19 protein-coding genes are annotated in these 23612 nt (G+C 70.2%); 9 read left to right on the top strand and 10 right to left on the bottom strand.

What is annotated here, in order from left to right:
- The first annotated feature begins 147 nt into the window (after positions 1-147).
- The 6 genes from AC0IWM_RS13820 (at position 148) to mscL (ending at position 7123) form a co-directional block, all read left to right on the top strand.
- Positions 148-1161 carry a DUF2865 domain-containing protein gene (locus tag AC0IWM_RS13820; RefSeq protein ID WP_471755857.1) on the top strand — a complete coding sequence of 338 codons (1014 nt, stop codon included), beginning with the start codon at positions 148-150 and terminating at the stop codon, positions 1159-1161.
- 1074 nt (positions 1162-2235) lie between these two features.
- Entirely contained in the window at positions 2236-3339 is a 1104-nt protein-coding gene (locus AC0IWM_RS13815; protein ID WP_471755855.1) for an OmpA family protein, read from the top strand.
- A 135-nt stretch (positions 3340-3474) separates the two neighbouring features.
- Complete coding sequence (locus tag AC0IWM_RS13810) at positions 3475-4710, top strand: MFS transporter (protein WP_471755853.1); 1236 nt, start codon at positions 3475-3477, stop codon at positions 4708-4710.
- Between the two features lie 299 nt (positions 4711-5009).
- On the top strand, positions 5010-5720 hold the full coding sequence (locus AC0IWM_RS13805) for a phosphatidylserine decarboxylase (protein WP_056476635.1): 711 nt from the start codon (positions 5010-5012) through the stop codon (positions 5718-5720).
- Between the two features lie 9 nt (positions 5721-5729).
- Positions 5730-6602 (top strand): CDP-alcohol phosphatidyltransferase family protein, encoded by an 873-nt coding sequence (locus tag AC0IWM_RS13800; protein ID WP_471755851.1) that lies wholly within the window; start codon positions 5730-5732, stop codon positions 6600-6602.
- A gap of 92 nt (positions 6603-6694) precedes the next feature.
- Complete coding sequence (mscL, locus tag AC0IWM_RS13795) at positions 6695-7123, top strand: large conductance mechanosensitive channel protein MscL (RefSeq protein WP_471755849.1); 429 nt, start codon at positions 6695-6697, stop codon at positions 7121-7123.
- A gap of 5 nt (positions 7124-7128) precedes the next feature.
- Here mscL and AC0IWM_RS13790 read toward each other — a convergent pair whose 3' ends face one another.
- The 4 genes from AC0IWM_RS13790 to AC0IWM_RS13775 all read right to left on the bottom strand — a co-directional run bounded on the left by AC0IWM_RS13790 (position 7129) and on the right by AC0IWM_RS13775 (position 9940).
- On the bottom strand, positions 7129-7395 hold the full coding sequence (locus AC0IWM_RS13790) for a hypothetical protein (RefSeq protein ID WP_471755847.1): 267 nt from the start codon (positions 7393-7395) through the stop codon (positions 7129-7131).
- Between the two features lie 215 nt (positions 7396-7610).
- Positions 7611-8021, bottom strand: coding sequence for a DUF1236 domain-containing protein (locus AC0IWM_RS13785; RefSeq protein ID WP_471755845.1), 411 nt, complete (start codon positions 8019-8021; stop codon positions 7611-7613).
- A gap of 170 nt (positions 8022-8191) precedes the next feature.
- Positions 8192-8932 (bottom strand): sigma-70 family RNA polymerase sigma factor, encoded by a 741-nt coding sequence (locus AC0IWM_RS13780; protein WP_471755843.1) that lies wholly within the window; start codon positions 8930-8932, stop codon positions 8192-8194.
- A 150-nt stretch (positions 8933-9082) separates the two neighbouring features.
- Positions 9083-9940 (bottom strand): class II glutamine amidotransferase, encoded by an 858-nt coding sequence (locus AC0IWM_RS13775; RefSeq protein WP_471755841.1) that lies wholly within the window; start codon positions 9938-9940, stop codon positions 9083-9085.
- Between the two features lie 296 nt (positions 9941-10236).
- Between AC0IWM_RS13775 and AC0IWM_RS13770 the strand changes: the two genes are divergently transcribed.
- The 3 genes from AC0IWM_RS13770 (at position 10237) to AC0IWM_RS13760 (ending at position 15290) form a co-directional block, all read left to right on the top strand.
- The gene (locus AC0IWM_RS13770) at positions 10237-12783 is read left to right on the top strand and encodes an ABC transporter transmembrane domain-containing protein (RefSeq protein WP_471755839.1); all 2547 of its coding nucleotides are present in this window, start codon (positions 10237-10239) and stop codon (positions 12781-12783) included.
- Between the two features lie 139 nt (positions 12784-12922).
- Positions 12923-14158 carry a L,D-transpeptidase family protein gene (locus AC0IWM_RS13765; protein ID WP_471755837.1) on the top strand — a complete coding sequence of 412 codons (1236 nt, stop codon included), beginning with the start codon at positions 12923-12925 and terminating at the stop codon, positions 14156-14158.
- A 232-nt stretch (positions 14159-14390) separates the two neighbouring features.
- Complete coding sequence (locus AC0IWM_RS13760) at positions 14391-15290, top strand: MBL fold metallo-hydrolase (protein ID WP_471755835.1); 900 nt, start codon at positions 14391-14393, stop codon at positions 15288-15290.
- A 43-nt stretch (positions 15291-15333) separates the two neighbouring features.
- Here AC0IWM_RS13760 and AC0IWM_RS13755 read toward each other — a convergent pair whose 3' ends face one another.
- The 6 genes from AC0IWM_RS13755 to AC0IWM_RS13730 all read right to left on the bottom strand — a co-directional run bounded on the left by AC0IWM_RS13755 (position 15334) and on the right by AC0IWM_RS13730 (position 22237).
- Positions 15334-16806, bottom strand: a complete 1473-nt coding sequence (locus AC0IWM_RS13755) for an amino acid permease (RefSeq protein WP_471755833.1) — start codon at positions 16804-16806, stop codon at positions 15334-15336.
- Positions 16807-16972: 166 nt separating this feature from the next.
- Complete coding sequence (locus tag AC0IWM_RS13750; protein ID WP_471755902.1) at positions 16973-17641, bottom strand: DJ-1/PfpI family protein; 669 nt, start codon at positions 17639-17641, stop codon at positions 16973-16975.
- A 137-nt stretch (positions 17642-17778) separates the two neighbouring features.
- Entirely contained in the window at positions 17779-18156 is a 378-nt protein-coding gene (locus tag AC0IWM_RS13745; protein WP_471755831.1) for a response regulator, read from the bottom strand.
- A gap of 15 nt (positions 18157-18171) precedes the next feature.
- Entirely contained in the window at positions 18172-19443 is a 1272-nt protein-coding gene (locus AC0IWM_RS13740; protein WP_471755829.1) for a sensor histidine kinase, read from the bottom strand.
- A 452-nt stretch (positions 19444-19895) separates the two neighbouring features.
- Positions 19896-21383, bottom strand: coding sequence for a M48 family metalloprotease (locus tag AC0IWM_RS13735; RefSeq protein WP_471755900.1), 1488 nt, complete (start codon positions 21381-21383; stop codon positions 19896-19898).
- A gap of 29 nt (positions 21384-21412) precedes the next feature.
- Positions 21413-22237, bottom strand: coding sequence for a DNA-binding protein (locus tag AC0IWM_RS13730; RefSeq protein ID WP_471755827.1), 825 nt, complete (start codon positions 22235-22237; stop codon positions 21413-21415).
- Positions 22238-23612: the final 1375 nt, after the last annotated feature.

Raw genomic sequence — 23612 nt, 5'->3', positions numbered from 1 at the left:
CGTTTGTTCGGGGCGCATGTGGGAAGGGTGTCGCCGTCGTGCGAGGGTCGCTAATAAACTTGTGTTGAGCCCGTTCGCCTCCGCTTCGCCGAAGTCTCCCCAGGAGGCCCCGCGCGGCGGCGTCCCGCCATTCATTGCAATCAGGCCATGCCGCTGATCCCCTCCCAGATCCGCACGCTCGTCCGAGTGCTCGCCGGCGTCCTCACCGCCACCGCCCTGACGGGTGCCGCCGAGGCGCAGACCTCCGCCTGCCTGCGCTACCGTTCGGAACTCGCCGGACTCAGCGACGGGGCCAGCACCGCGCGGGCGCTGCAGAACGAGATCGGCCGGCTCAACGCCTATTACCGCACCCTGAACTGCGAGGGCGGGCGGTTCCTGTTCTTCGACTCACGGCCCCCGCAATGCGGCGCCGTCGAGCAGCGCATCCGTGCCCTCAATGCCGGCTACGGCGCCGAGAACGGCGAGGTGACGGCCGCCCGTCGGCAGCAGCTCACGGAGGCGATCGCCTCCGCCTGCACGGATGCGGCGAGCCGCAGCCTGATCCGGGCAGATGGAACGCCGGGCGAGGCGCGGGCGCGGGGCGGCGCGCAGGTGATCTGCGTGCGCACCTGCGACGGCTCCTATTTCCCGATGACCAACCTGCCCGACGGGCGCGAGGGCGCCGACGAGCTCTGCCAAGCGCTCTGCCCGGGGGCCGAGGCTGCCGCCTATTCGATGCCGCACGGCGACGAAGCCTTGAAGCAGGCTGCCACCTTGAAAGGAAGCCGCGCCTACACCGCCCTGCCCAACGCCTTCAAGTTCCGCACGTCGTTCACGCCGAACTGCTCGTGCAAGCGCGAGGGCCAGAGTTGGGCGCAGTCGCTGGTCAAGGCCGAAAGCATGCTGGTGCGGCACAAGGGGGACATCTTCGTCACGCCGATGCAGGCCGAGGCGTTGTCGCGCCCGCCCAAGGTGCGCCTGACCCTGGTCGGCCGGGCCGACAAGACCGCCGCTGTGCTCGCCGCCGACGCCGCCACGCGCAGCACCGCCGTCGCCACCGATGCCGCCGCTCCGCCGGAGCCGGCCGTCGCGGCAACCCCGGCGACCGGAGAGGAGCGCCAGCCGGTTCGGATCATCGCCCCGAACCTGTTCTCGACCGCGACGCGTCAGGGCACCCCCTGAGGGGGCTGCCAGGCGAGAAACGGGAACCATCCCGCTCGCATTCTGTTCCGAAGGCCACATCAACGACGTGAGTGACCTTCCATGCGGAGCATCCGCCACCTCCTCCTGACCGGCACGGTCCTGCCTGTCCTGGTTCTCTCGGGGCCAGGTCTGGCTCGTCAGGATTCTGCGTCGAGCGCCACCGTCCTGCTGGCTCAAGCCGGGCCGGGCGAGGGGCCGCGAGGCGGGGGTGGCGAGGGGCCCCGCGGCGGGCCGCCCGGTGGCGGACGCGAGCGGCCCGAACCGCGTCAGGAAAGGCCCGAACCCCGTCAGGAACGCCCTGAGCCGCGTCCCGAGCGCCCGGCTCCCCGGCCCGAGCCGCGCCAGGAGCGTCCAGAGCCGCGTCCGGAACGTCCCGAGCCGCGCCAGGAGCGCCAGGAACGCGCTCCGGCCGAGCGTCCCGCGACCCGCCCCGAGCGGCCCGAACCGCGCCAGGAGCGCCCTGCCCGCGACGAGCGCAGCCCCGGCCCGGACCGCGATCAGGCTCCGCAGCGACGCGCTCCGGGCGCCGAGGGGCCGGCCGAGCGTCCGCCGGCGCCGCCGGCTGCGCGCGAGCGTACCCCCGAACGGCCGAACACGCCCGAGCGCCCCGCAGCGCCCGAGCCCAACCGTCCGGCGCCCGTGCAGCCGCGCCAAGCCCCAGCACCTGCCCCGAACGCGCCCGAGATCCGCAATCCGGCCAACCCCGCCAATCCGAACGTGCCGGGCGCCGCCCAGCCCGGACGCCCGAATGCGCCCGGCGAGCCGCGTGCCCCGGGTCAGCCGGCCCAGCCGACGCCGCAACCCGGCCAGCCCGGCGCCGTCGCTCCCAATGCGCGGCCCGGCGTTCCGGGGCGCCCGTTCGTCCCGCCGGGCGCTCCCAACCCGGACACCCAGCGCCCCGACGGCCGCCCGGGCGCCGGTGCCAGCCCGGCCGATGCGCGGCCTGACCGAGACGGTCCGATTCCGGGTAGCGGCGATCCCGGGGGCAGGGATGCCGGCAGCCGTGACTTGCGCCGCGACGGTCCCGATCGGAACGGTCCCGATCGGCAAGGCGTGGGTCGTGACGATGCGCGCCGGCCCGATCTCCGCCCTGGCGACGCCCGTCGCGACGACCGGGGCGTCGATGACCGGCGTGAAGACCGCGAGCGGCGCGATGCCTTCGAACGCCGCGACGCGCGCAGTGGCTTCAACGCGCCGGGGCGGCCGGGCTACGTTCCCGGCGGCTTCCGGGACGACGACGATGTCCGCGACTACGAGCAGGTACGCCGCGACCGTCGCGAGTTCTCGGAAGGGGGCCGGACCTACATCCGGGAGCCCGGCCGCATCATCGTGCGCGACCGCGACAACTACTTCATCCGCCACGACGAGAACGAGCGCTTCCGCGACCTCGACCGGCGCGCCTACCGCAGCGAGCGTCGCGGTGGCGACACCATCACGTATCTCGACCGTCCCGGTGGTGAGCAGATCGTTACCATCGTGGACGATGACGGCCGCCTCGTGCGCCGCTCGCGCCGCTTCCGCGATGGGCGCGAGGTTGTCATCATCGACAACAGCTTCGGCGGCGGCGCGCGCCGGCCGATCTACGAGGATGTCGTCGAACTGCCGCCGCCGGACATCCGTATCCCGCGCGACCGCTACGTCGTCGATTACGACGGGGCCGACGAGCGCACCGTATACGAGGCGCTCTCGGCCCCGCCGGTGGTCGCGGTGGACCGGCGCTATACGCTCGATCAGGTGCGCTACAGCCCGCAGCTGCGAGCCCGCATGCGCAGCGTCGACATCGACACGATCAACTTCGACACCGGGTCGTTCACGGTGACGCCGGATCAGGCCGCCCGCCTCTCCACCATCGCGGCGGCGATGAACCGGGCGGTCAAGGCCAATCCGCAGGAGGTCTTCCTGATCGAGGGCTACACCGACGCGGTGGGCTCCGACATCGACAACCTCTCGCTCTCCGATCGTCGGGCGCAGTCGGTGGCCACGGTGCTCACCCAGACCTTCCAGGTGCCGCCCGAGAACCTGACCACCCAGGGCTACGGCGAGCAGAACCTGAAGGTGAACACGCAGAACGCCGCGCGGGAGAACCGCCGGGTCACCGTCCGCCGGATCACGCCCCTGATCCAGCAGCAGGGCGAGGCGGCTCCGCCGCCCCGCTGAGCCTTCGTCCGCGGCACCGGGGGATTTTTTCCGATCCCCCGGCGCCAGACCCGGTTTCCCGCTCCCTGGGTCCGGCCTATACCCGCCGGGAGTGTGAGGGCCGGCTCCGACAAGCTGGCCCGGACAGGAGCCGGCATGGATGAGGCGCAGGGGCGGCCGGACGAGCCGGGCGCGCGGTTGATCGAAGCCGGAACACCGGCCTTCCGCCGCACCGCCATCGCCCTCGGGGCCGCTGGCTTCTCCACGTTCGCGGTTCTCTACGGGGTGCAGCCGCTGCTGCCCGTCTTCGCCGACGACTTCGCGGTCTCGCCAGCCGAGAGCAGCCTCGCCCTGTCGCTGCCCTGCGCCATGCTGGCGATCGCGCTCCTGGTGGTCAGCCCGCTCTCCGAGGTCTGGGGCCGCAAGCCTATCATGGTGGCCTCGCTCTTCGCCTCGGCGCTCCTCACCATCGTGGCCGTCCTGGTGCCGAGTTGGCACGGTTTCCTGGCCCTGCGCACCCTGACGGGACTTGCCGCCTCCGGCCTGCCGGCCGTGGCGATGGCCTATCTCGGCGAGGAGATGCACGGGCGCGCCATCGGCCTCTCGATGGGCCTGCTGATCGGCGGCAACGCGGCGGGGGGCATGGTCGGCCGGCTGCTCGCCGGCATCATCGCCGACCACGCTTCCTGGCGCTGGGGCCTCGGCACCATCGGCGTGCTGGCGCTCCTCGCCGCCATCGCCTTCGTCTACCTCTTGCCGGATTCCCGCCGGTTCCAGGCCAACCGGATGCGCTGGCGCGAAGTGCCCGGCACCTTCGGGCAGCACTTCCGCGATCCCGGCCTGCCCTGGCTGTTCGCGGAGGCGTTCCTGCTGATGGGCGGATTCGTCTGCATCTACAACTACATCGGCTTCCGCCTGCTCGATCCGCCCTTCTCCCTCAGCCAGAGCGCCATCGGGGCGATCTTCATCGTCTACCTCTTCGGCACCGTCTCCTCGGCGCTGACGGGCGAGATCGCGAGCCGGCTCGGGCGGCGCAAGGTGCTCTGGCTCGCCATCCTGCTCGGGCTCGTGGGCGTCGGCCTCACGCTTTCCGGCCACCTTGCCATGATCATCCTGGGCATCGTCCTCGTCACGGTGGGCTTCTTCGGCGCGCATTCCGTGGCCAGCAGCTGGGTCGGGCGCCGGGCCATGCGCGACCGGGCCCAGGCCTCGTCGATCTATCTCTGCCTGTACTATCTCGGCTCCTCGGTGCTCGGCACCGCCGGCGGCTGGTTCTTCGCCCATTCCGGCTGGGTCGGCGTGGTGGCGTTCTTCGCAACCCTGTACGGGCTGGCCCTCGCCATCGCCCTGCGGCTGTCGCGGCTTCCGCCCTTGGTTCAGGCCGACGGCTGACCCGGCATCCGTTGGCGCAGCCTCATTCCGCCTCCCTTCCGCGAGCAGGCAGGAGGCGACCGCTCCGCAACCGTCGCACCCCGCTCCCGGACCGCTGATGCGCGCCACCTCCTCCAGCAACCGACGAGGGCATTGCGCGGGCTGCGGCCACGCAAGACGAACAGGCGACCCATTCCGGAGGACGCTCGCGCGTCCCTGATCCGAAACCGTATGACGGATGGGCTCGCGTGCCTTATGAGAGGGCCCCTGCCCGGGCGGCCTCGGGCCGCCCACCCGCCGAAGGCTTTCCGAAAACATCCATGACCGACCTCCTCGAGACGATTCGCCGGACGCTCGTGCCGATCCACAAGGAGGGCTATCCCTTCATCGTCATCGGCATCGTGCTGACGGTGATCGGTGCCTACTTCGCGCAATTCCTCGGCTGGGTCTTCCTGATCCTGACCCTCTGGGTCTGCTACTTCTTCCGCGACCCGGAGCGGATCACGCCCGTGGGCGATGGCCTCGTGGTCTCGCCGGCCGACGGTCGGGTGAATCTCATCTCGACGGTCCTGCCCCCGCCGGAGCTCGACCTGCCGCAGGAGCCGATGCTCCGCATCTCGGTCTTCATGAACGTGTTCGACTGCCACGTGAACCGCGTGCCGGTGACGGGCCGGATCGGTCAGATCCACTACACGCCGGGTCTGTTTCTGAACGCCGAGCTCGACAAGGCCAGCGACGACAACGAGCGCAACGGCCTCGTGATGGAGACGATGCACAAGGGCGCTCCCCTGCGCGTCGGCGTGGTGCAGATCGCCGGGCTAGTGGCGCGCCGCATCGTCGGCTGGGTGCATGCCAACGACACCCTGAACGTCGGCGAGCGCTTCGGCCTCATCCGCTTCGGCTCGCGCGTCGACGTCTACCTCCCCGTCGGCACCCGCGTGCTCGTCGGCCTCGGCCAGAAGGCGGTCGCGGGCGAGACGGTGCTCGCCGATCTCGCCGGCGGGCCCGAGCGCGTGTTCCGGCGCATCTGAGGGGCACCCATGGACGACCTGTTCCCGCCCTTCGCCCCCGACGCCAACGAGCCCCGGCCGCGCCGCTTCAAGCCGGTGCCGTTCCGGATGATCGCGCCCAACATGATCACCCTGATGGCCCTCTGCCTCGGGCTGACCGCGATCCGCCTCGCCTTCGAGGGCAAGTTCGAGCCCGCGGTGATCTCCATCGTGGCCGCCGCCTTCCTCGACGGCATCGACGGACGCGTGGCCCGGATGCTCAAGGGCACCTCGCGCTTCGGGGCGGAGCTCGATTCTCTCGCCGACTTCGTCAATTTCGGCTGCGCGCCGGCGCTGATCCTGTACGGGTTCGCGCTCAAGGACCTGCGCTCGGTCGGCTGGATCGTGGCCCTGATCTTCGCCATCGCCATGGCGCTGCGGCTGGCCCGCTTCAACGCGATGCTCGACGATCCCAACCGGCCGGCCTGGAAGAAGGACTTCTTCGTCGGCATGCCGGCCCCTGCAGGGGCGCTGACCGCGATGCTGCCGCTCTACCTCAACTTCCTCGGCTTGCCGATGGAGCATTGGGCGGCCCCCGTGGTGCTCGGCTACATGCTCTGCATCGCGCTCCTGGTGGTCTCCACCGTGCCGACCTTCTCGGGCAAGACCATGGGCAAGCGCGTGCCCCGAGACTGGGTGCTGCCGATCTTTCTCGTGGTGGTGGCGGCCTTCGGCCTGTTCATCAGCTTCCCCTTCGAGGCGATGGTGGCCCTGGCGCTCGGCTACCTTGTCACCCTGCCGATCGGCGCGGCGCAGTATCGCCGCCGGGCCAAGGCGGAGGGGCAGGGCTCCCCCTCGCTCGCGGCCCCCGACGAGGCCGCCGAGCCGGTGGGACCTGTGCACGATCGCGCCGTGGACATCTGACGCGCGGCGCTGTCGCTTTCCGGTCGTCTTCGGTTAGGTTGGACCCTTGCCTGGAGTTTTCGTCCGGGCGCGGTTCGCGCGGAGGCAGGGCGATGCTCGAGGAATTCAAGAAGTTCGCGCTGCGCGGCAACGTCGTCGACTTGGCGGTAGGCGTCATCATCGGTGCCGCCTTCGGGGCGATCGTCACCTCGGCGGTGCAAGACCTGTTCATGCCGATGATTGGCGCGATCACCGGCGGATTGGATTTCTCGAACTACTACATCGCCCTTTCGTCGAGCGTGCAGAAGGGCGCGGCCTACGCGGATGCGAAGAAGCAGGGCGCCGTGATCGGCTACGGCCAGTTCATCACGGTGGCACTGAACTTCGTCATCGTCGCCTTCGTATTGTTCCTCGTGATCCGGGCCATGAACCGCCTCGTGAGCAAGGAGCAAGCTAAGCCGGACGCCGTTGCCGAGGTCCCGGCCGACGTGAAGCTCCTCTCCGAGATCCGCGATATCTTGGCGACCAAGCCGACGGTCTGACGAACCTACCGGGCTTCGCTGGGTTTCAGGGCCGCGTCGAGGTCGCCCAGCAAGCCCTCGAGCGCCTGCTCGACCGCGACCGTGCCTTCTTCATGTGTCTTCAGCCGCACCTCGAGCCGTTTCAGCTGTGGGGCGAAAGCATCCGGGGCAGCCGGATCGCCGAGATAGTCCGGGACCGTCTCTCCGGTGGTGAACACCGTCCGCAACTGCTGGCCGAGATGATCGCGCACCGGCTCGGGCAGGGCCGGTTCGAGTGTGGAATCGTCTGCCATTGTCTGGGTATCCCTCGCGTCCATCGACAAATTCATACCCACGCAACGCGTGCCGGAGAGAGTAACGGCCGAGATCGCCAAGTGTTGCACGGTCCATCGCTCGAAGACTCTCCGGCAACGACCGGGATGAACAGGTCCGGATAGAAAAAAGCCTCCGGCGAAGAAATCGCCGGAGGCCTCGATCAATCACCGCGCCGAGGGCGCGGGGCAGAGTCTTAGTCGATCACTTCGACGATGCGGTGGCTGCGATCGACCAGAACCGGGCGCTCGTTGACGACGGTGTAGCGGGCACCGCGAGCGTTGTACTCGGCCGGGACCTCGTAATAGGTCACGCCCGAGCTCGGCAGCACCGCGCCGACGCGGACGTCGCCGTTGTAATCGTAGGACGAGCGACGCTCGCGGGTCACGTACTGGCGGAAGCGGGGACGGTCATCGACACCCAGGATGCCGCCGACCGTGCCGGTGGCCGCGCCGACAGCACCGCCGACGATCGCGCCGACCGGGCCGGCCGCATCCGCACCCTCTTGGGCGCCGCGCTCTGCGCCACGGACCAGACCCTGCGCCTGGGCGGCCATGGGCAGGCTGAGGGCGATCGCGGAGGCGGCGAGAAGGGTCTTGAAGTTCATCGTATGGCTCCTGAATGAGTATCCCGCGACGCTGTGAAGCGCTGCCGGGTTCAGGGCAGTAACGTCCAACTCTCGGAAGGGATGCGTCGAAAATTCCGGGAAGGACGGGAATGGACGGCGTCGTCCGGGGCACGCGGCTCCGGTGTTCCCGATCAGACGCCCCTTCCCGATCAGGCTTCCTTGGGCATCGCCGACTGGATCAGCCGGTCCGAACTTAGGTCCTCCTCGTCGTAGCCTAGGAGCTCGGCGAGACGCCCGCGGGCGCGGCTGACACGGCTCTTCACGGTGCCGACCTTGCAGCCCATGATCGCGGCGGCTTCCTCGTAGGAGACGCCCTCGGCGCCGACCAGCACCAGGGCCTCGCGCTGGTCCGGCGGCAGCTTGCCCAGGGCCGTCTGCAGGTCCTCGACGTCGAGGCGGTCGCCCTGGTGCGGGGCGGTGGCGAGGCGGGCGGCGTAGGACCCGTCCTGATCCTCGACCTCGCGCACCCGCTTGCGATGGTCCGAGTAGAAGATGTTGCGCAGGATCGTGAACAGCCAGGCGTTCAGGTTCGTGCCCGGCTGGAAGCGTGCGCGGTGCTGCCAACCCTTCAGCAAGGTGTCCTGCACGAGGTCGTCGGAGCGCGCCGGGTTGCTCGTCAGCGACAGAGCGAAGGCGCGCAGGGACGGCACAGCGGCGAGCAGACCGTTGCGGAACTCGGGCTCGATCGCCTCGCCGCGCGCCTTCAGGGCGGCTTCCAGCTGCTCGATGAGCTCGGCGAAGCGGGTCGGCTGCTCGTCCGGCGCCAGCCGCTCGTAGACCGTGCGCAGGTGCTCGCCGAGATGGCTGCGGATGTTCGAGGACAGGTTCGGCCGGCCGTCGGCGGAGGCCGACAGGGCGTCATGGGCAGTGTCGGTCACGTCGCTTGTCATGGCTCGTCGTAATCTGGGGCGGTCAGGTTTCGTGTCGGCCCGAGGCGTCCGAGAAGCACCCGCGTGGTCAACTGATGTCTGGCGTTGTAGCGCATCTGGGCCGGCCACGCATCCCGCCGGACAACCGTGGCGGTTATGCGCGGCGCCGCATCAACAGCCGCAGGACGAGGGAACGCGTTCGGAGCGCGGGATCGGCTTGGAACTCGGCCCTTGGGAAGTGCCGCTCTTGGCATCGGCCGGCTTGAGGATGCGCACTGCGCCGTCGCGCAGGGAGAGCACGTGGCCGCGCTCCACGTCGGTCCAGCACTCGTCGCGGGTGAGCGCTTTGGTGGCGATCACCGTGACGACGTCCTTCGCCCCGGTCTCCTGCGCGAAGTCCACCCGCCAGTCCTCGTCCACCAGGGTCGCGGTGCCGAAGGGCGCGCAGCGCGTCAGGTAGCACAGGCGCTTGCCGCAATGGGCGTAGAGGGTGCGGCTGTCCGACAGCAGCATATTGAAGACGCCGAGGCCGTGCAGCGCGGCGCAGAGATCGGCCACGGCCCGGTCGATGCGCGTCGGGCTCGGCAGGTCCGGCCAGCGCTGCTGCAACTGGTCGAGCATCCAGCAGAAGGCATGCTCGCTGTCCGTGGAGCCCACCGGCTTGAACCAGGTCAGGGGCCACTTCTTCACGCCCTTGAGCTGGCCGTTATGCGCGAAGGTCCAGCGGCGGCCCCACAATTCGCGGCTGAAGGGATGGGTGTTCTCGAGGTTCACCCGGCCGCGGTTGGCCTTGCGCACGTGGGCGATGACGATCCGGCTCTTGATCGGCGTCCTGCGCAGGAGCTTGGCGAGCTCCGACTGCGCGCTCGGCTCCGGCTCGTGGAAGGCACGAGCGCCGCGTCCCTCGTAGAAGCTGATGCCCCAGCCGTCCGCGTGCGGGCCGGTCTCGCCCCCGCGCCGTGCCAGGGCGGCGAAGGAGAAGCGGATATCCGTGGGCACGTTCGCGCTCATGCCGAGCAGTTCGCACATGGAGGTTCGGGGGACTTCGCTTGGGAGGGAGGGGAGGCGTTGCGGGGCGGGGCATCCCTGGAAGGGAGCACCCGGCCGCCCACTCTAGAGGATTTTCCTGTCCACGGGAGCCGGCAATCCTCCGGAAACGCTTCGAGTCGCAATGAACGATCCGCAATCCTGTAAGCATCTCCGGCTGAAGCGCGGAAGCGGGCCGGTCGCCCGCCGAGGTGCGCCCCCGCGCTTTCACCGCCGGAGACGATCCTCTAAGCCGCTCCCGTGCCCCCACTTCCCGGGGCGACGTGGACAGGGTGCTGATGGACCGCGATCCGATCGCCTTCACCTGGCGGACCGCGCGGCGGGAGCATGCCGCCGCGGTCGGGCTGGCGCTCGGTCTCGGCGGACCCCTCGCGCTGCTCGCGCTTCTCTGCCTGCGCGATCTCGTCGGCGTCCAGGTGCACGACACCGATCCGACCGGCCCGTTCCTGCGCGTCGCCGCGGCATTGCCCTGGCGTCCCGCCGCCGAGGGCCCCTTCGTGGCCTTGGCCGGCTGGACCCTGCCGCACGGCGAACTCGTGCGCGCGGCCTTCCTCGGGCTCGCGGCGGCGGCCGTCGCCTCGGCCGGTCTCGGCTGGGCCGTGGCCCGCCTGTGCTTCCACGCCCAGGCCCGCACGGTGGCGGCCCTGCAAGGGCGGGTCACCGAGGCGATCCTGCGCGCGCCGCCCGGCGCCCGCGACGAGGCCCGCGCCTTGGCCCAGGCCATGGGCGACCTGCTTGCACGGCTCGACACGCTGTTCGGACTGGCGATCCTGGTCCCGGCCCTGGCGATCGGCAGCGTCGCTCTCGCCCTGGTCCTCGCCGGCCTCGCTGCGCCGCGCCTCGTGCCCACCGTCGCCGCCGGGCTCCTGGCCGCCGGTCTCGCTCGGGCGCTGATCCAGCGGCGGATGCAGGACCGAGCCGCCCTGCGCCTCCGGGCCGGCGGAGCCGCCGGGCGGGCGCTGTCCGACCTGATCCGGCGCATGCCGGCGGTGCGAGCCCACGGGGCGGCGGCCTTCGAGCGCGGGCGCCTTGCCGCCAAGGGCGCCAGCACCCGCGACGCCCTCAAGGCCTCGGAATCCGCCCTGGCCTATGCTCGCGCGCCCTCCATGGCGCTGGCGATCCTGCTGCCGGCGATCGTCGTCGCGGTGGCGTTGTGGCGCGGCCATGACGGTACCACGGCCCCGGTGGAGCCGGGGGCGCTGCTGGCCGCCGCTGGCGGCTTCGCCCTCGCGGTGGTGGCGCTGACCGTGACCCTCCGGATGGCGAGCCTGCATCGCGTTCTCGCCGGACCGTTCCGCGACGTCGCCGTCGCCGTGCCGTCGTTGGAAGGTCGTGCGCCGGCGCGACCCAGCACGGTGACGGCCATGCCCAAGGCGGGCGCCCTGGTGGCGCAGGGAGTCGGAGCCTACGATCCCGTCACCGGCGAGCGTCTGGCCGGCGTCGACGCCACCCTGCCGATGCCGGGCCACGTCGCCATCCTGGGCGAGCGCGGCAGCGGCAGCCGGGTCCTCGCCGCGATCCTGGCCGGACAGCTCGAACCCTCCGCCGGCGTGGTCACCTACGGCGGTATCGATCTTCGCGCCTTCGCACCGGAGGAGCGGGCTTGGCGCATCGCCCTGGCCGGTGCGGAGGCGATCCTCATCGAGGGAAGCCTGCGCCAGAACATCCTCTACGGCGCCGCCGGGACCACCGACCCCGATGACCTCATCGCCACCCTGCGGATCACCGGCCTCGACGCCTTCGCCTATGCGCGGGGGCTGGAAGGCACCGTCGACCCGGCTGCCGAGCCGGAGGTCGCCCGCGCCGTGGTGGCCGCCCGGCAGGCGGTCCGCGAGGCGCTTGCCGCCGACAAGGCCGGGCGCCTGGTCGAGCCCTTCGATCCGGCCCGCTACAACCACCAGGCCACGGTGGGCGAGAACATCCTCTTCGGCGAGCCGGTGGGGCCGGCCTTCGCGCCGGACCACATCGCGGCACACCCATATCTGCGCGCCGTCCTGGAGGCGGAGAGCCTGAGCCGCCCCCTCACGGAGATCGGCCTCCAAGTTGCCCGCAGCCTCGTGGAGATCTTCGCCGACCTGCCCGACGACCATCCGCTCTTCGAGACGTTCTCACTGTTCCCGGCGGCCGAGCGCGGCTTTTTCGAAGACCTCGTCGGACGCCAGCCCGAGGCCAAGGGCTGGCGGCGCGGCCCGGCCGGTCAGCGCGACCGCAAGCGCCTGATCGGCTTGGCCCTGCGCTACAGCGAGACCCGGCACCGCTTCGGCCTCATCGACGCCGGCTTCGAGGAGCGACTGGTGGACGCCCGCCGCTCGTTCGCGCGCCTGATGCCGGCCCACCTGCGGGGGAGTGTCGAATTCTACGATCCGACGCGTCTCACCGCCGCCGCGAGCCTGGAGGAGAACATCCTGTTCGGCCGCATCAACGGCGAGGAGGCCGGCGCCGAGGCGCGGGTGCGGGCCCTGGTGCGCCGGGTGCTCGCCGATGGCGGCCTGGAGCCGGCCGTCTATCGCCTGGGCCTCGAGAGCCGCGTCGAGCCCGGTCTTGCCGGCGGGGGCGCCAGCCTCGGCGAGAACGCCATCGGTCCGCGCGAGCGCATCGCCATCGACCTCGCCCGCTGCCTCGTGCGCCGGCCGGACATCGTCGTCGTCGCCATCGCCCTGGAGGACCGGAAAGGCGACGAGATCCGCGCCCGCCTCGCGGCCCTGCGCGCGGCCCGTGTGGGTCGGGGGCTGATCGTCTGTTTACCGGATGCCGAGGCTCTCACCGGGGTCGAGCCCTTCGACGCGGTGCTGCGCATCGAGCGCAACACGGTCCTGGCCGGCTGATCGAAGGGGAAGACCGAGCCGTCGCACGGGTTCCGGGGCCTTCCCCTATTGCGGCCCCATTGGGATGCGATAGGCAGGACGTGTGCATCGTGCACGGGCGTCCGCCCGCCAGCGGACGGATCGCTCTTCAGGACCACGCATGGTCTTCCTGTTCCGGGCTCCGCTCCGCCGCGCGGCGTCAGCCCTTCTCGCCCTCGGGGCACCGATCCTGGCCCTCGGTGCCGTGATCGCGGCGTCGCCGGTCTCGGCCGAGCCGTCCAAGGCCTTTGCGCCGATCCCGGCTGCGACTCTGGCGCTGATGCAGGCCCGCGGCACCACCGCCTCGGCTCCGGTGCTGTTCCGGGCCTATAAGAAAGAATCGGAGATCGAGGTGTGGAAGCGGGGCGGCAACGGCCGCTTCGTCCACGTGAAGACCTTCCCGATCTGCCGCTGGTCGGGCCAGCTCGGTCCCAAGCGCAAGAGCGGCGACCGCCAGACCCCCGAGGGGTTCTACACGGTGCCCCAGCGCCAGATGAATCCGAACTCGCGCTACTACCTCTCCTTCGACGTCGGCTACCCCAATGCCTACGACCGGGCGCACGGCTCCACCGGCTCGGCCGTGATGGTGCACGGGGTCTGCTCGTCGATGGGTTGCTTTGCCATGACGGACCAGGTGGTGGGCGAGATCTACGCCATTGCCCGGGAGGCCTTCGCCGGCGGCCAGTCCGCCTTCCAGTTCCAGTCCTACCCCTTCCGGATGACGGCCCTGAACATGGCCCGGCACCGGACCGACCCGAACATCGATTTCTGGCGCCAGCTCAAGGAGGGCGCCGACCGGTTCGAGGCCATCGGCGAGGAGCCGGCCGTCGGCGTTGTCGCCGGGCGCTACACCTTCGCGCCGGCGAAGGATCCGGCCAAGGAGGCCCAGGTCGTCGCCTATCACCGGGCGGAGGAGGCGCGCATCGCCACCCTGGTGGAGGAGGGAAGCGCGGCCGTGCGCACGACCTATTCCGACGGAGCGCAGCACCCGTTCTGGGCGGCGCTCGCGGCCAAGGGGGCTCCGCTCGGCGATGTGAGCCGGCCCGAGGCCCTCGCCTATGCGGGCCAGGAGGTGGTGGTCATCGCGGCCCGGCCACGTCCGGTCCAGGTGGCCGAGGCTATCTGGTCGCGCTGGATCGCGCCGGACTCGCTCCTGTCGCGGACGCGGATGCCGAACTTCGTTCCTTCCTATGATCGCGCGGCGCCGCTATTCGCGCCGATCGGCACGGCTGCCCGCGGGCTGCCGGCCTACCCGGTCGCCTGGCCGAGCCTGGTCCGACTCAGCCTGTCGGGCGACCTCCCGTCCCCCGCGATCGCTTCGGCCCGGGGCTCCATCGACGTCTTGGCGCAGCGGTGAACCGGGCTGGTGGCCGGGTCGACACAGTTCGCCGACGAAACTCTGCGCCGCCCGCATCTCTGCCCGACCATGTGCGGGCTCGCACATCGGGGTCGGGAGCGGCTTACTACCTCAGAGCAGTTCCACTTCGATCCCGGCACACGCCTATCGCCGACCAGCGAGGATTGGATCGCGCCGGTGCGACGAAGGGCACCCGATCCGCGTTGGGATCGGGGCACATGGTAATCGAACGATGACCTTCTCCTCCCGTCCCTCCGCGGATGACGGCCTCACCCTCACCTTCTGGGGTGTGCGCGGTTCGACGCCCGTCAGCGGCCCGGATTACACCGAGTTCGGCGGCAGCACGCCCTGTCTCGAGATCCGGTGTGGCGAGCGCCTGTTCCTGCTCGATGCGGGCTCGGGACTGAATGCCTGCGGGCGCCACCACCGCGACGCGATGCCCAAGGAGATCGACCTCCTCTTCAGCCATCTGCACTTGGACCACACCGCCGGGCTTCCGTTCTTCAAGCCGGTGGTGCTCGACCCGGAGCGGACCCTCAACACCTATTGCGGCAACCTCGACGGGGAGAGCGCCGCGGGCGCCCTCGACCGGCTGTTCTCGCCGCCGCTGTTCCCCGTCACGCTCGACATCATTCCGTGCCGGCTGGCCCATCACGGCTTCAGGGCCGGCGAGCGGTTGACCTTTCCGGACGGGGCCACCGTCGACACGATCCTCCTGAACCATCCGCAGGGGTCGGTGGGCTACCGCTTCGAGCATGCGGGCCGGCGGCTCTGCGTGATCAGCGACATCGAGCACAGCGACCCGTGGCCGGACACGGCCCTGATGAACTTCGTGCGGGACGCCGACCTCGTGGTCTATGACGGCATGTTCACCGAGGGCGAGTACCCAGTCTGCCGGGGCTGGGGCCACTCGACTTGGCAGAAGGGCGTGGAGCTGGCGCAGGCCGCCGGGGTGAAGGCGCTCGCCATCATCCACCTCCACCCCTGCCACACCGACGCGATGCTGCGCAGCGTCGAGGCCGACATGCAGGCGGAGATGCCCACCGCCTTCATCGCCCGCGAGCGCCAGACCGTGGCCGTGGGCGAGCCGGTGCGGAGCGCACCCACGCTGGCGCTGGCGCGCTCCGCCTGAGGTGCGCGATCCCTCTCCGAGAGGAGAGGAATCCCACCTTCGATCAGGCAGCTTCCTCGCGCCCGACGCGGCTGTGGCGCCGGCTCCAGGCGAAGTAGATGACGAGGCCGATGGCGAGCCACACGAACAGGCGCAGCCAAGTCTCCCCGTCCAGCGAAACCATCATGGCAAAGCAGCTGAGGATGCCGAGGATCGGCACCAGGGGCACCAGGGGCGTGCGGTAGTCGCGCCGCGCATCCGGCTGGGTCCGGCGCAGGATGATGACGCCGACGCAGACGAGGATGAACGCCAGCAGCGTACCGATGCTCGTCATGTGGCCGAGCTGGGAGATCGGCAGGAAGCCGCCGAGCGCGCTGGTGAACACCATGAAGAACAGGTTCGAGCGGTAGGGCGTCTTCCAGGTCGGATGGATCTTGGAGAAGAAGCCCGGCAGAAGCCGGTCCTGGCTCATGGAGTAGAACACCCGGCTCTGTCCCAGCAGCAGCACCAGGATCACGGTGGAGAAGCCTGCGATCACCCCGAGGGTCACGAGGCTGCGCAGCCACGGCAACGGCGTCTGGGCGATGGCGGTGTTCACCGGGGCGGCATCGCCCTTCATCTGGTCGTAGTGCACGAGGCCGGTGAGCACGCCCGCGAAGGCGATGTAGATCACGGTACAGATGGCCAGCGACCCAAGGATGCCGATCATCATGTTGCGCTGGGGGTTCTTGGCCTCCTGCGCCGCCGTCGAGACCGCATCGAAGCCCACATAGGCGAAGAACACGACGCCGGCGCCGCGCATGATCCCGCTCCAGCCGTACTCGCCGAAGGTGCCGGTGTTCTCGGGGATGAACGGAACGTAGTTCTGCGCCTTGATGTAGAACAGGCCGACCCCGACCACGACCGCCACCACGGCGAGCTTGATCATCACCACGACGGCGTTGACCCGGGCCGACTCGCGGATGCCGATCATCAGGAGTGCCGAGGCCGCCACGATGATGAGGATCGCCGGCAGGTTGACGAGGCCATGCGCCATCGTGCCGTCCGCGAGCTTGTAGGTCTCGAAGGGCGAGTTCACGAGACTGGGCGGCAGGTTGATCCCGAGCGTGTCGCGCAGGAAGCGGGTGACGTAGCTCGACCAGCTCACCGAGACGGTGGCGGCGCCCACGGCGTATTCGAGCACGAGGTCCCAGCCGATGATCCAGGCCACGAACTCACCCATGGTCGCGTAGGCGTAGGTGTAGGCCGAGCCCGCCACCGGGATCATGCCGGCGAGCTCGCTGTAGCACATGCCCGCGAAGGCGCAGGCGATGGAGGCGATGGCGAAGGAGATCACCACCGCGGGTCCCGCGTGCTCGGCCGCCGCGATGCCGGTCAGCGAGAACAGGCCGGCGCCGATCACGGCGCCGATGCCGAGCGCGATGAGGCTCCAGGGACCGAGTGTGCGCGCGAGCTTGTGCTCGCCGCCCTCCGCGTCGCTGTTCAGCCGTTCCAGCGATTTCGTGCGCGTGAGGTCGCCCGCGAGGCCTGCCGCCATGGGTTGATCCTATCCTGGTCTGGAGCGGCTGGGCCGCCCGGTGTTGCGCGCGGTCCCGGAAGACGATGGCAAGGGTGTCATCTGAGCGAGGCGCGATCTTGGGGTTTGCTCGATGCAGTGGCAAACGGTGAATGACGACACCAGCAGGTTTCGGGCCGCGCCCCCGTCACGGACGCGTGATCGCCGCCTCGGCCGCCGCTGCGTCGGCGCCCTCGATCAGCGGGCGGAGTATCGCCCGCGCCCGTGCGGTGGTGGCCGGGCCGGCCGTGCCCGGCGTTCCGGCCTCGAAGGGGGGTGACGGGGCATATTCGGCCACGAGCTGGCTCGTGCGGGCCGCCTCGGACCCGGCGAGGCGTGCCGAGAGCGCCAGGGCGAAATCGAGCCCCGCCGAGATGCCCGCCGCCGTAACGCGGTTGCGGTCGAAGACGACGCGTTCATCCACCGGAATGGCACCGAGGCGCGGCAGCACGCGGTCACGCACGCACCAGTGCGAGGTGGCGCGGTAGCCCTGCAGCAGACCGGCCGCTCCGAGGATCAGGGAGCCGGTGCAGACGCTGGTGATCCAGCCGGCCCGCTCCGCCCGGTCCCGCAGGAAAGCGAGGGTGCCGGAATCGCGCATCTGTGCGGGCGTGCCGTCGCCCCCCGGCACGAACAGCACGTCCAGGTCGCGCGGGCAGGTCTCGAAGCTGTCGTCGGCGACAACCGCCAGGCCGGTATCCGAGAGGACCGGCCCAGCCGCCCGCGCCACGAGGTGCAGGCCGCCTCCGGCGACCCCGGAGAGGAGAGCCTGCGGGCCGACGAGGTCCAGCGCGGTCATGCCCGGGTAGAGCAGCATCGCGATGCGCAGCGGCCGGCCCGACGACGGCGACCCGTCAGACGTCCCCGCCGCGCGCGCGCCGGCGGCGGCCAGCGCAGCGGCGCCCGCAAGTCCTGTCGCTGCGACCGCACGGCGCGTCGGGCCGGGCGGTCGGCTCACGCGGTCGGCCTGGCCTCGAAGGACTCGATCGCCTTGATGATCGTCGCCGCTCGGTATGGCTTGGTGAAGAACACGCTGCCCTCGATCAGGCGAGGCGGCGTCTGCGAGAAACCCGTGGCGTAGATGACCGGCAGGTTGGGGCGCAGGGTCCGCGCGGCCTCTGCGAGCTGCCATCCGTCCATGAGACCGGGCAGACGGATGTCGGTGAACAGGATGTCGACGGAGGCCTCGGCCTTCAGGATCTTGATGGCGATCTCGGCGGTGGCGGCCTGGAAGACCACGAAGCCGGCATCCTCCAGATCGGCGGTTATGACTTCGAGCAGCAGAGACTCGTCTTCCACCATCAGGATCCGTGATTTGGGAGATCCGCTCATCGTCGTGGCGTTCCGTCAGGCGTAGCCGAGGCGTGGCGCGCGACCGGTTCGAGTCACCTCTCCGCCCGAATGAAAAGACGATAGCTCGGTTCGGTCACGTGGCAAGTAGATCCATACTGTCGTGCCTCGCCCGGGTTCGCTGTTGATCTCCACGTGTCCGTCAGACTGTTTGGCAAATCCGAAGACCTGACTCAGACCGAGGCCGGTACCCTCGCCCACCGCCTTGGTGGTGAAGAACGGCTCGAAGGCCCGGGCGAGGATCTCCGGGGCCATGCCCCGGCCGCTATCCTCGACCGCGATGGCGACGTGGTCGACACCCTGCAGGGCGGGGATCATCCCGGCCTCGGCGGCCGGGACGTTGCGGGTGCGGATCACCGCGTGGCCACCTTCCTGGATCGCGTCGCGGGCATTCACCGCGAGGTTCAGGAGGGCGTTCTCCAACTGATTGGCATCGACGCAGACCGGCCAGACCTGGGCGGAGAGGACCATCTCGGGGGGCTCCACCGTACCGAGGGCCCCGCGTAGGAGTTCCGCCAGATCGCGGATCAGACGGTTGGGGTCGACCCGCGCCGGCTGCAGCGGCTGACGCCGGGCGAAGGCGAGCATCTTCTGGACCAGGGCCGCCGCCCGCTCCGCTCCCGTCAGGGCTCCGCGCAGGGAGCGCCGCGCGCCGCTCTCGGCGGGCAGGAAACGCTCGATCCGGTCGAGGTTGCTGATGACGACGCCGAGCAGGTTGTTGAAGTCGTGGGCGACGCCTCCAGTGAGGGACCCGATGGCGTCCATCTTCTGGCTCTGGCGCAGCATCTCCTCCGCCCTGTCGCGCTCGGCATAGGCCTCGTGCAGGGCGGCGAGCGCCTCGTCGCGCTCGCGCACGCGGGCCAGCAGCTCGGCGTTCGCGGTGCGCAGCTGCGCGGGCGAGGGCAGGGCCAGGGCCCCGGGCAGCAGAACCCAGAGCAGGATCGCGGTCACGATCGAGGCTGCGGCCGTGACCGCCTTGACCGCCGCCTCGGCCGCGTAGTCCGGAACCCACAGGGTCCAGATCTCGAAGACGTGGGTGGTGCCGCAGGCGAGAATGAACAGGGCGAAGGCCCAGAACATCCACCCGAAGGCGAGGTCACGCCGCCGGGTCACGAAGACGCCGAGGGCGATCGGGATGGTGAAGTAGGCGAGGGCGATGATCGCGTCCGAAACCACATGGGTCCAGATCAGCTCCGGCCGCCAGAGCAGGCAGATCCCGTGGGGCGCCAGGCTGGTGCGGTCGAGGAAGCCGTTCAGGATCTCGAGCATGGCGGGTCTCGAAGGGTCATGGGGTCCGTCGCTTCGGACAAGTTTTGCGCGACGGGAGCGATGCAGGGACACCTATAGCCTGAAGTCCGACCGTCGTCTTCGGCAAAAGCGCGCGTCGACTGTGAGCTTTTTCGGTCCAACTCTGTGATGGACGTCGATATAGTGTAGCCGCGCACGCTGAGATTGCGCGATCATGGCGCCGCGATGGCCGGTTTTCGGGAACATCGATGGACGGGATGGCGCCGCAACCCAGCGAAGGTCCGATGATCCCTCTGCCTCGCCAGCTGACGCGTGCCCGGTTCTAGGACTTCCAAAGGGCATACGTGCGCGATCGTCTGCGGACTCGCGGAGTCGAACGACATTTCCGCTTCCCGGAAAGATCGGGCCGGGAAGGTCCGGATTTCGCCGACGATCGTGGTCCGGACGGCAGGATCGTCCGGTCCCCGGCAGGGCTATTCCACCACGACCTTGTAGGTCTGGCCCGTCCGCAGGATGGCGCCGCGCTCCAGGCCGTTCAGCACGAGGAAGCGCTCCACCGGCTTGTCGGGAACGACCATGCGCTGCGCCAGGGTCTCGACGGTCTCGCCGGCGCCGGCCGTCACCACGACGAGGCGCAGGGGCCGCAGGGTCCGGGCCTCGGCCGGATCGATCGCGGACAGGCTCTCGGTCCAGCGTCGGAAGGCGCCGTCCGGATCGGTGCCACCCTTGGCCGCCATGATCATCCGGAAGGTGGTCTCGCCGACCCGGATCACGGTGAGGCGGAAGGTCCAGTCCTTGCCGCGGGACAGGGCCGTGGCCGCCGGGTAGCCGGCGACCATCCGGTTCTCCAGGGAGCCGGGTTCGACGACGTCGTTCCAGGTCGCCTTCAGCACCTCGTCGAGGCCCTGGCCCGGATTGCTCTCGACCTGGTCGAAGAGCAGGCGCCGGCTGCCCTCTCCGGTTGTGCCGAGGACCGCGTTACGGGTGTTCTCGATGGAAAAGCCCTCCGGCACCTCGAAGGCGATGCCGAGGGCGGGATGGAGGAACTTGCGCCCGCGCACGACGCCATCGCCCGGATTGTCCCCGTAGGCGATGCCGTCGATGGCCGCGAGGTAGCGCGCGCGCTCATCGACACCCAGGCCCGGCGCACCGATGAGGCGGGCGGCGCGGGTCACCAGGGTGATGCGCTCGGTGGTGCCCGGATGGGTCGCCAGCATGTCGGGCTCACCGGCCATACCGGTGCCGGTCTTCAGGGCCGTCGTCCGGTTGAGCGCCGTGAGGAAGCGCCCGGCGCCGAAGGGATCGTAGCCGGCCCGCGCCAGGGTGCGCACGCCGACGCTATCGGCCTCGAGTTCCTGGTCGCGCGAGAACCGCGCCAGGGCGAATTTCGACTGGCTCTGGAGCTGAGCGCCTGTCACGGGGTCATTGAGCACGTCGGCCACGACCTTGCTCACCAGCTGCGAGCGCAGCGCCAGCTCGGTGCGCGCCGTGGCGTGGCGCAGGGTGACGTGGGCGATCTCGTGGGCGAGGACCGCAGCGACCTCGGAGGTGTCGCTTGCCAGCGCCAGCAGGCCCCGGGTGACGTAGAGCCGGCCGCTCGGCAGCGCGAAGGCATTGATCACGGGCGAGTCGAGCAGGGTGACGGCATAGGTCTCCTCCGGCCGCTCCGTCGCCTTGACGAGGCGGTCGGTCACGTCGCTGACGAGCCGGAGCGTGGCCGGGGACCGGTACTCCCCGCCGAAGGAGGCCACCAGCTTGGCGTGGTCGGCATCGGAGGCGGTCCGCTCGCGTCCCGTGGTGCGGGGAGCCTCGCGGGGCACGGCCAGCGCCGCCTTCTGCACGACCGCGCCAGTCTGGTCGCCGATGCAGCCCGAGAGGAGCAGGCCGAGGAGCGGCCAGGCGGCGGCGTGAACGCCGAGCCGGGGCCGGCCAGCAGGCGAAGGGGTGGCCGTCGCGCGCATCGTGAGGCGGAGGATCGAACCCATGGCGTTCAGCGCCGCTGCGCCTGCTCCCCGTCCAGTACTTCGATCATGTCGGCACTCGCGATGTCGAGGGTCGGGCCGCGCCAAGCCTCCAGCACCCCCCGAACCCGGACCTGCCGCCCGCGCAGGGAGGCCGCACTCAAACCACGTTCCTGCAAGGCGCGCCAAGTGCGTTTCGACACGGTCACCGTGAGCCCGTCCTCGCCCCGGCGCGCGAAGTCGAGATAGGTGCGGCGCGGGCGCTCCCCGACCCACAGCACGGGACCCTGGGCCACGACGAAGCGGCCGAGACTGTTCCGCAGGGCAGCCCCGTCCCGGACGTCCGGGCCGGCCCGGCGCCAGAGGCCGCTGCCACTCCGTCGCGCTCCGGCCTCGACCGCCAGGAGGGCCGGCCGGCACAAGGTGTCCCGTTCTCCCGCATCGACCGCGACGAGGCCGAGCGCCACCAGCCCTGCCGCGAGGTCGGGCGCCCCCTCCGCCGCGGGCTCGATCTCCACCACATCGACGTGGGACCGGCCCCACCGATCGATCTCGCCCCGGGTGACCAGGGTCAGGGGGCGTCCGCTTCGGGCGAGGAGCCATGCATGGGCCTCGGCCGCGATCTCGGGGGCATCCGACCAGCGGACGCCGTCGAGCACCGCCCTGGCGCCCGAGGCCATCATCAACTCGCCCCGCGGACCGAGGCCGGCGAGACGGTCCTCCCGCGCCGGCGCCGCCAAGCAATCGGGCGCGGCCGCGCCGGCCGGCCCGGGCAGTCCCGCGCAGACGCCCAGGACGATGCCGAGGAGCCAGGCTCCTCCGATGAAGGGCGATCGTCGCCGTGCGATCGTCACGAATCCAGGTCCCCGACCGATGCTGCGAATCCCTCGCCATTGTCGTCCCGCACGGGATCGAGACAAGGAAGGGGACGGGATCGAAGGTCGGTTCACGTCGCATTGCGGCAAGATGGCCACAGCAGAGCCCCGGACACGGGCGAACGAAACCGCGAGGGGCTGGCGCTGCGGACCGGCACTTCGGAATGTGCGCGCCCGGTTGGCGGCTTCGGGCGATGATGCTAGGAACGCCCTCGGTGAGTCTCCGTAGCTCAGCTGGACAGAGCACAGGTTTCCTAGGTCACAATTGGGCGTCGCGAGGGGAAACCACGTGGCGGATCCGCTCAAATTCGGGGAACGCTCAACGTTCGCTTCTGGCGCGCGCAGCCAATCCCGAGCCAAGCCCGGCCCCCCGCTTCTGCGGGCACCGGGACGGTGTAGAGACTAGACGGGCGGCACCTAAGGGCCTCGGTGACGGGGCCTATGGTGGAGGGATAGTCCAGACCACGAACGCGCCCTCCTTCGGGAGCGCGGCGGCGGAAGCCGAAGTGGGATGAAACCTGGGGTCGCAGGTTCGAGACCTGCCGGGGACGCCACCACACTTTAAGCCTTTGTCCGGGCTGAGACACGGCCAAGGCTTTTCGTTTTCGCGCGGCCGGTCGGGCCATCGGGCCGCACCATCGTGCTGACCTCGCGTCGCCTTTCGTCCCCGGGGCTCGGCCTCGTGAACAGGCGACGCTCTGCAGGGGGGACCCGAGGCCCGAGGTGGACTGCAGGGTCAACGAGGCGGCGTCAGTTCTCTCAAGCGGATCCTCGCGCCGGCTCCGGGCCGGACGCTGTGGGATACGCCTGTCAGAGAGGTGTCGCTGGCCACCTCCTGCAAGATATTGTGATTCAAGCGCCTTCCGATCATTGTCTGTAGACGAATTCGGCAAGAAGGAATGTGGCGCGTGATGCGGGCAGCCCTCTTCGTGGCGTCTCTACTCGCCATCATCGCTGTGTCTCCGGCCAGGGCGCGATCCAGAGCGGAGGCCTATCTCGTGAAGCAGGCGATTGCAGAGGGCTGCGAGAGCCATCAGGGGACGATGGATGCTTCCGGCGCCATCGAGCGCGATCTCGACGGAGACGGACTCCCCGACCTGATCATCGCTCATGATGCGATCCGTTGCTCTGGCCAGTCAACGCGAAGCCTCTATTGCGGTATTCAGTCTGCTCGGCGAACTTCTACCTGCGGCGGGGCCCCCTGTTACAAAAGGTTCACGAGATGCTCGGCGCTGGCATAAGCGTGGGTAATGGCCGGATCCCGAAGGTGCACATGTCTGCGCATGGCGGGCACCGGGGATTCATCCGCTGGAACGGTCACCGCTTCGGTGATCGCTGATCCCACACCATCCCA

This window comes from Methylobacterium sp. AC433 (assembly GCF_979253015.1).
This window is presented reverse-complemented; position numbering and strand designations above follow the sequence as displayed.

What these genes read in the sequence shown, in the direction of transcription:
- AC0IWM_RS13820 (WP_471755857.1), top strand. Translation starts at nt 148, where the DNA reads ATGCCGCTGATCCCCTCCCAGATCCGCACGCTCGTCCGAGTGCTCGCC.
- AC0IWM_RS13810 (WP_471755853.1), top strand. Translation starts at nt 3,475, where the DNA reads ATGGATGAGGCGCAGGGGCGGCCGGACGAGCCGGGCGCGCGGTTGATC.
- AC0IWM_RS13805 (WP_056476635.1), top strand. Translation starts at nt 5,010, where the DNA reads ATGACCGACCTCCTCGAGACGATTCGCCGGACGCTCGTGCCGATCCAC.
- AC0IWM_RS13800 (WP_471755851.1), top strand. Translation starts at nt 5,730, where the DNA reads ATGGACGACCTGTTCCCGCCCTTCGCCCCCGACGCCAACGAGCCCCGG.
- mscL (WP_471755849.1), top strand. Translation starts at nt 6,695, where the DNA reads ATGCTCGAGGAATTCAAGAAGTTCGCGCTGCGCGGCAACGTCGTCGAC.
- AC0IWM_RS13790 (WP_471755847.1), bottom strand. Translation starts at nt 7,395, where the DNA reads ATGGCAGACGATTCCACACTCGAACCGGCCCTGCCCGAGCCGGTGCGC.
- AC0IWM_RS13785 (WP_471755845.1), bottom strand. Translation starts at nt 8,021, where the DNA reads ATGAACTTCAAGACCCTTCTCGCCGCCTCCGCGATCGCCCTCAGCCTG.
- AC0IWM_RS13780 (WP_471755843.1), bottom strand. Translation starts at nt 8,932, where the DNA reads ATGACAAGCGACGTGACCGACACTGCCCATGACGCCCTGTCGGCCTCC.
- AC0IWM_RS13775 (WP_471755841.1), bottom strand. Translation starts at nt 9,940, where the DNA reads ATGTGCGAACTGCTCGGCATGAGCGCGAACGTGCCCACGGATATCCGC.
- AC0IWM_RS13770 (WP_471755839.1), top strand. Translation starts at nt 10,237, where the DNA reads ATGGACCGCGATCCGATCGCCTTCACCTGGCGGACCGCGCGGCGGGAG.
- AC0IWM_RS13765 (WP_471755837.1), top strand. Translation starts at nt 12,923, where the DNA reads ATGGTCTTCCTGTTCCGGGCTCCGCTCCGCCGCGCGGCGTCAGCCCTT.
- AC0IWM_RS13760 (WP_471755835.1), top strand. Translation starts at nt 14,391, where the DNA reads ATGACCTTCTCCTCCCGTCCCTCCGCGGATGACGGCCTCACCCTCACC.
- AC0IWM_RS13755 (WP_471755833.1), bottom strand. Translation starts at nt 16,806, where the DNA reads ATGGCGGCAGGCCTCGCGGGCGACCTCACGCGCACGAAATCGCTGGAA.
- AC0IWM_RS13750 (WP_471755902.1), bottom strand. Translation starts at nt 17,641, where the DNA reads ATGCTGCTCTACCCGGGCATGACCGCGCTGGACCTCGTCGGCCCGCAG.
- AC0IWM_RS13745 (WP_471755831.1), bottom strand. Translation starts at nt 18,156, where the DNA reads ATGAGCGGATCTCCCAAATCACGGATCCTGATGGTGGAAGACGAGTCT.
- AC0IWM_RS13740 (WP_471755829.1), bottom strand. Translation starts at nt 19,443, where the DNA reads ATGCTCGAGATCCTGAACGGCTTCCTCGACCGCACCAGCCTGGCGCCC.
- AC0IWM_RS13735 (WP_471755900.1), bottom strand. Translation starts at nt 21,383, where the DNA reads ATGCGCGCGACGGCCACCCCTTCGCCTGCTGGCCGGCCCCGGCTCGGC.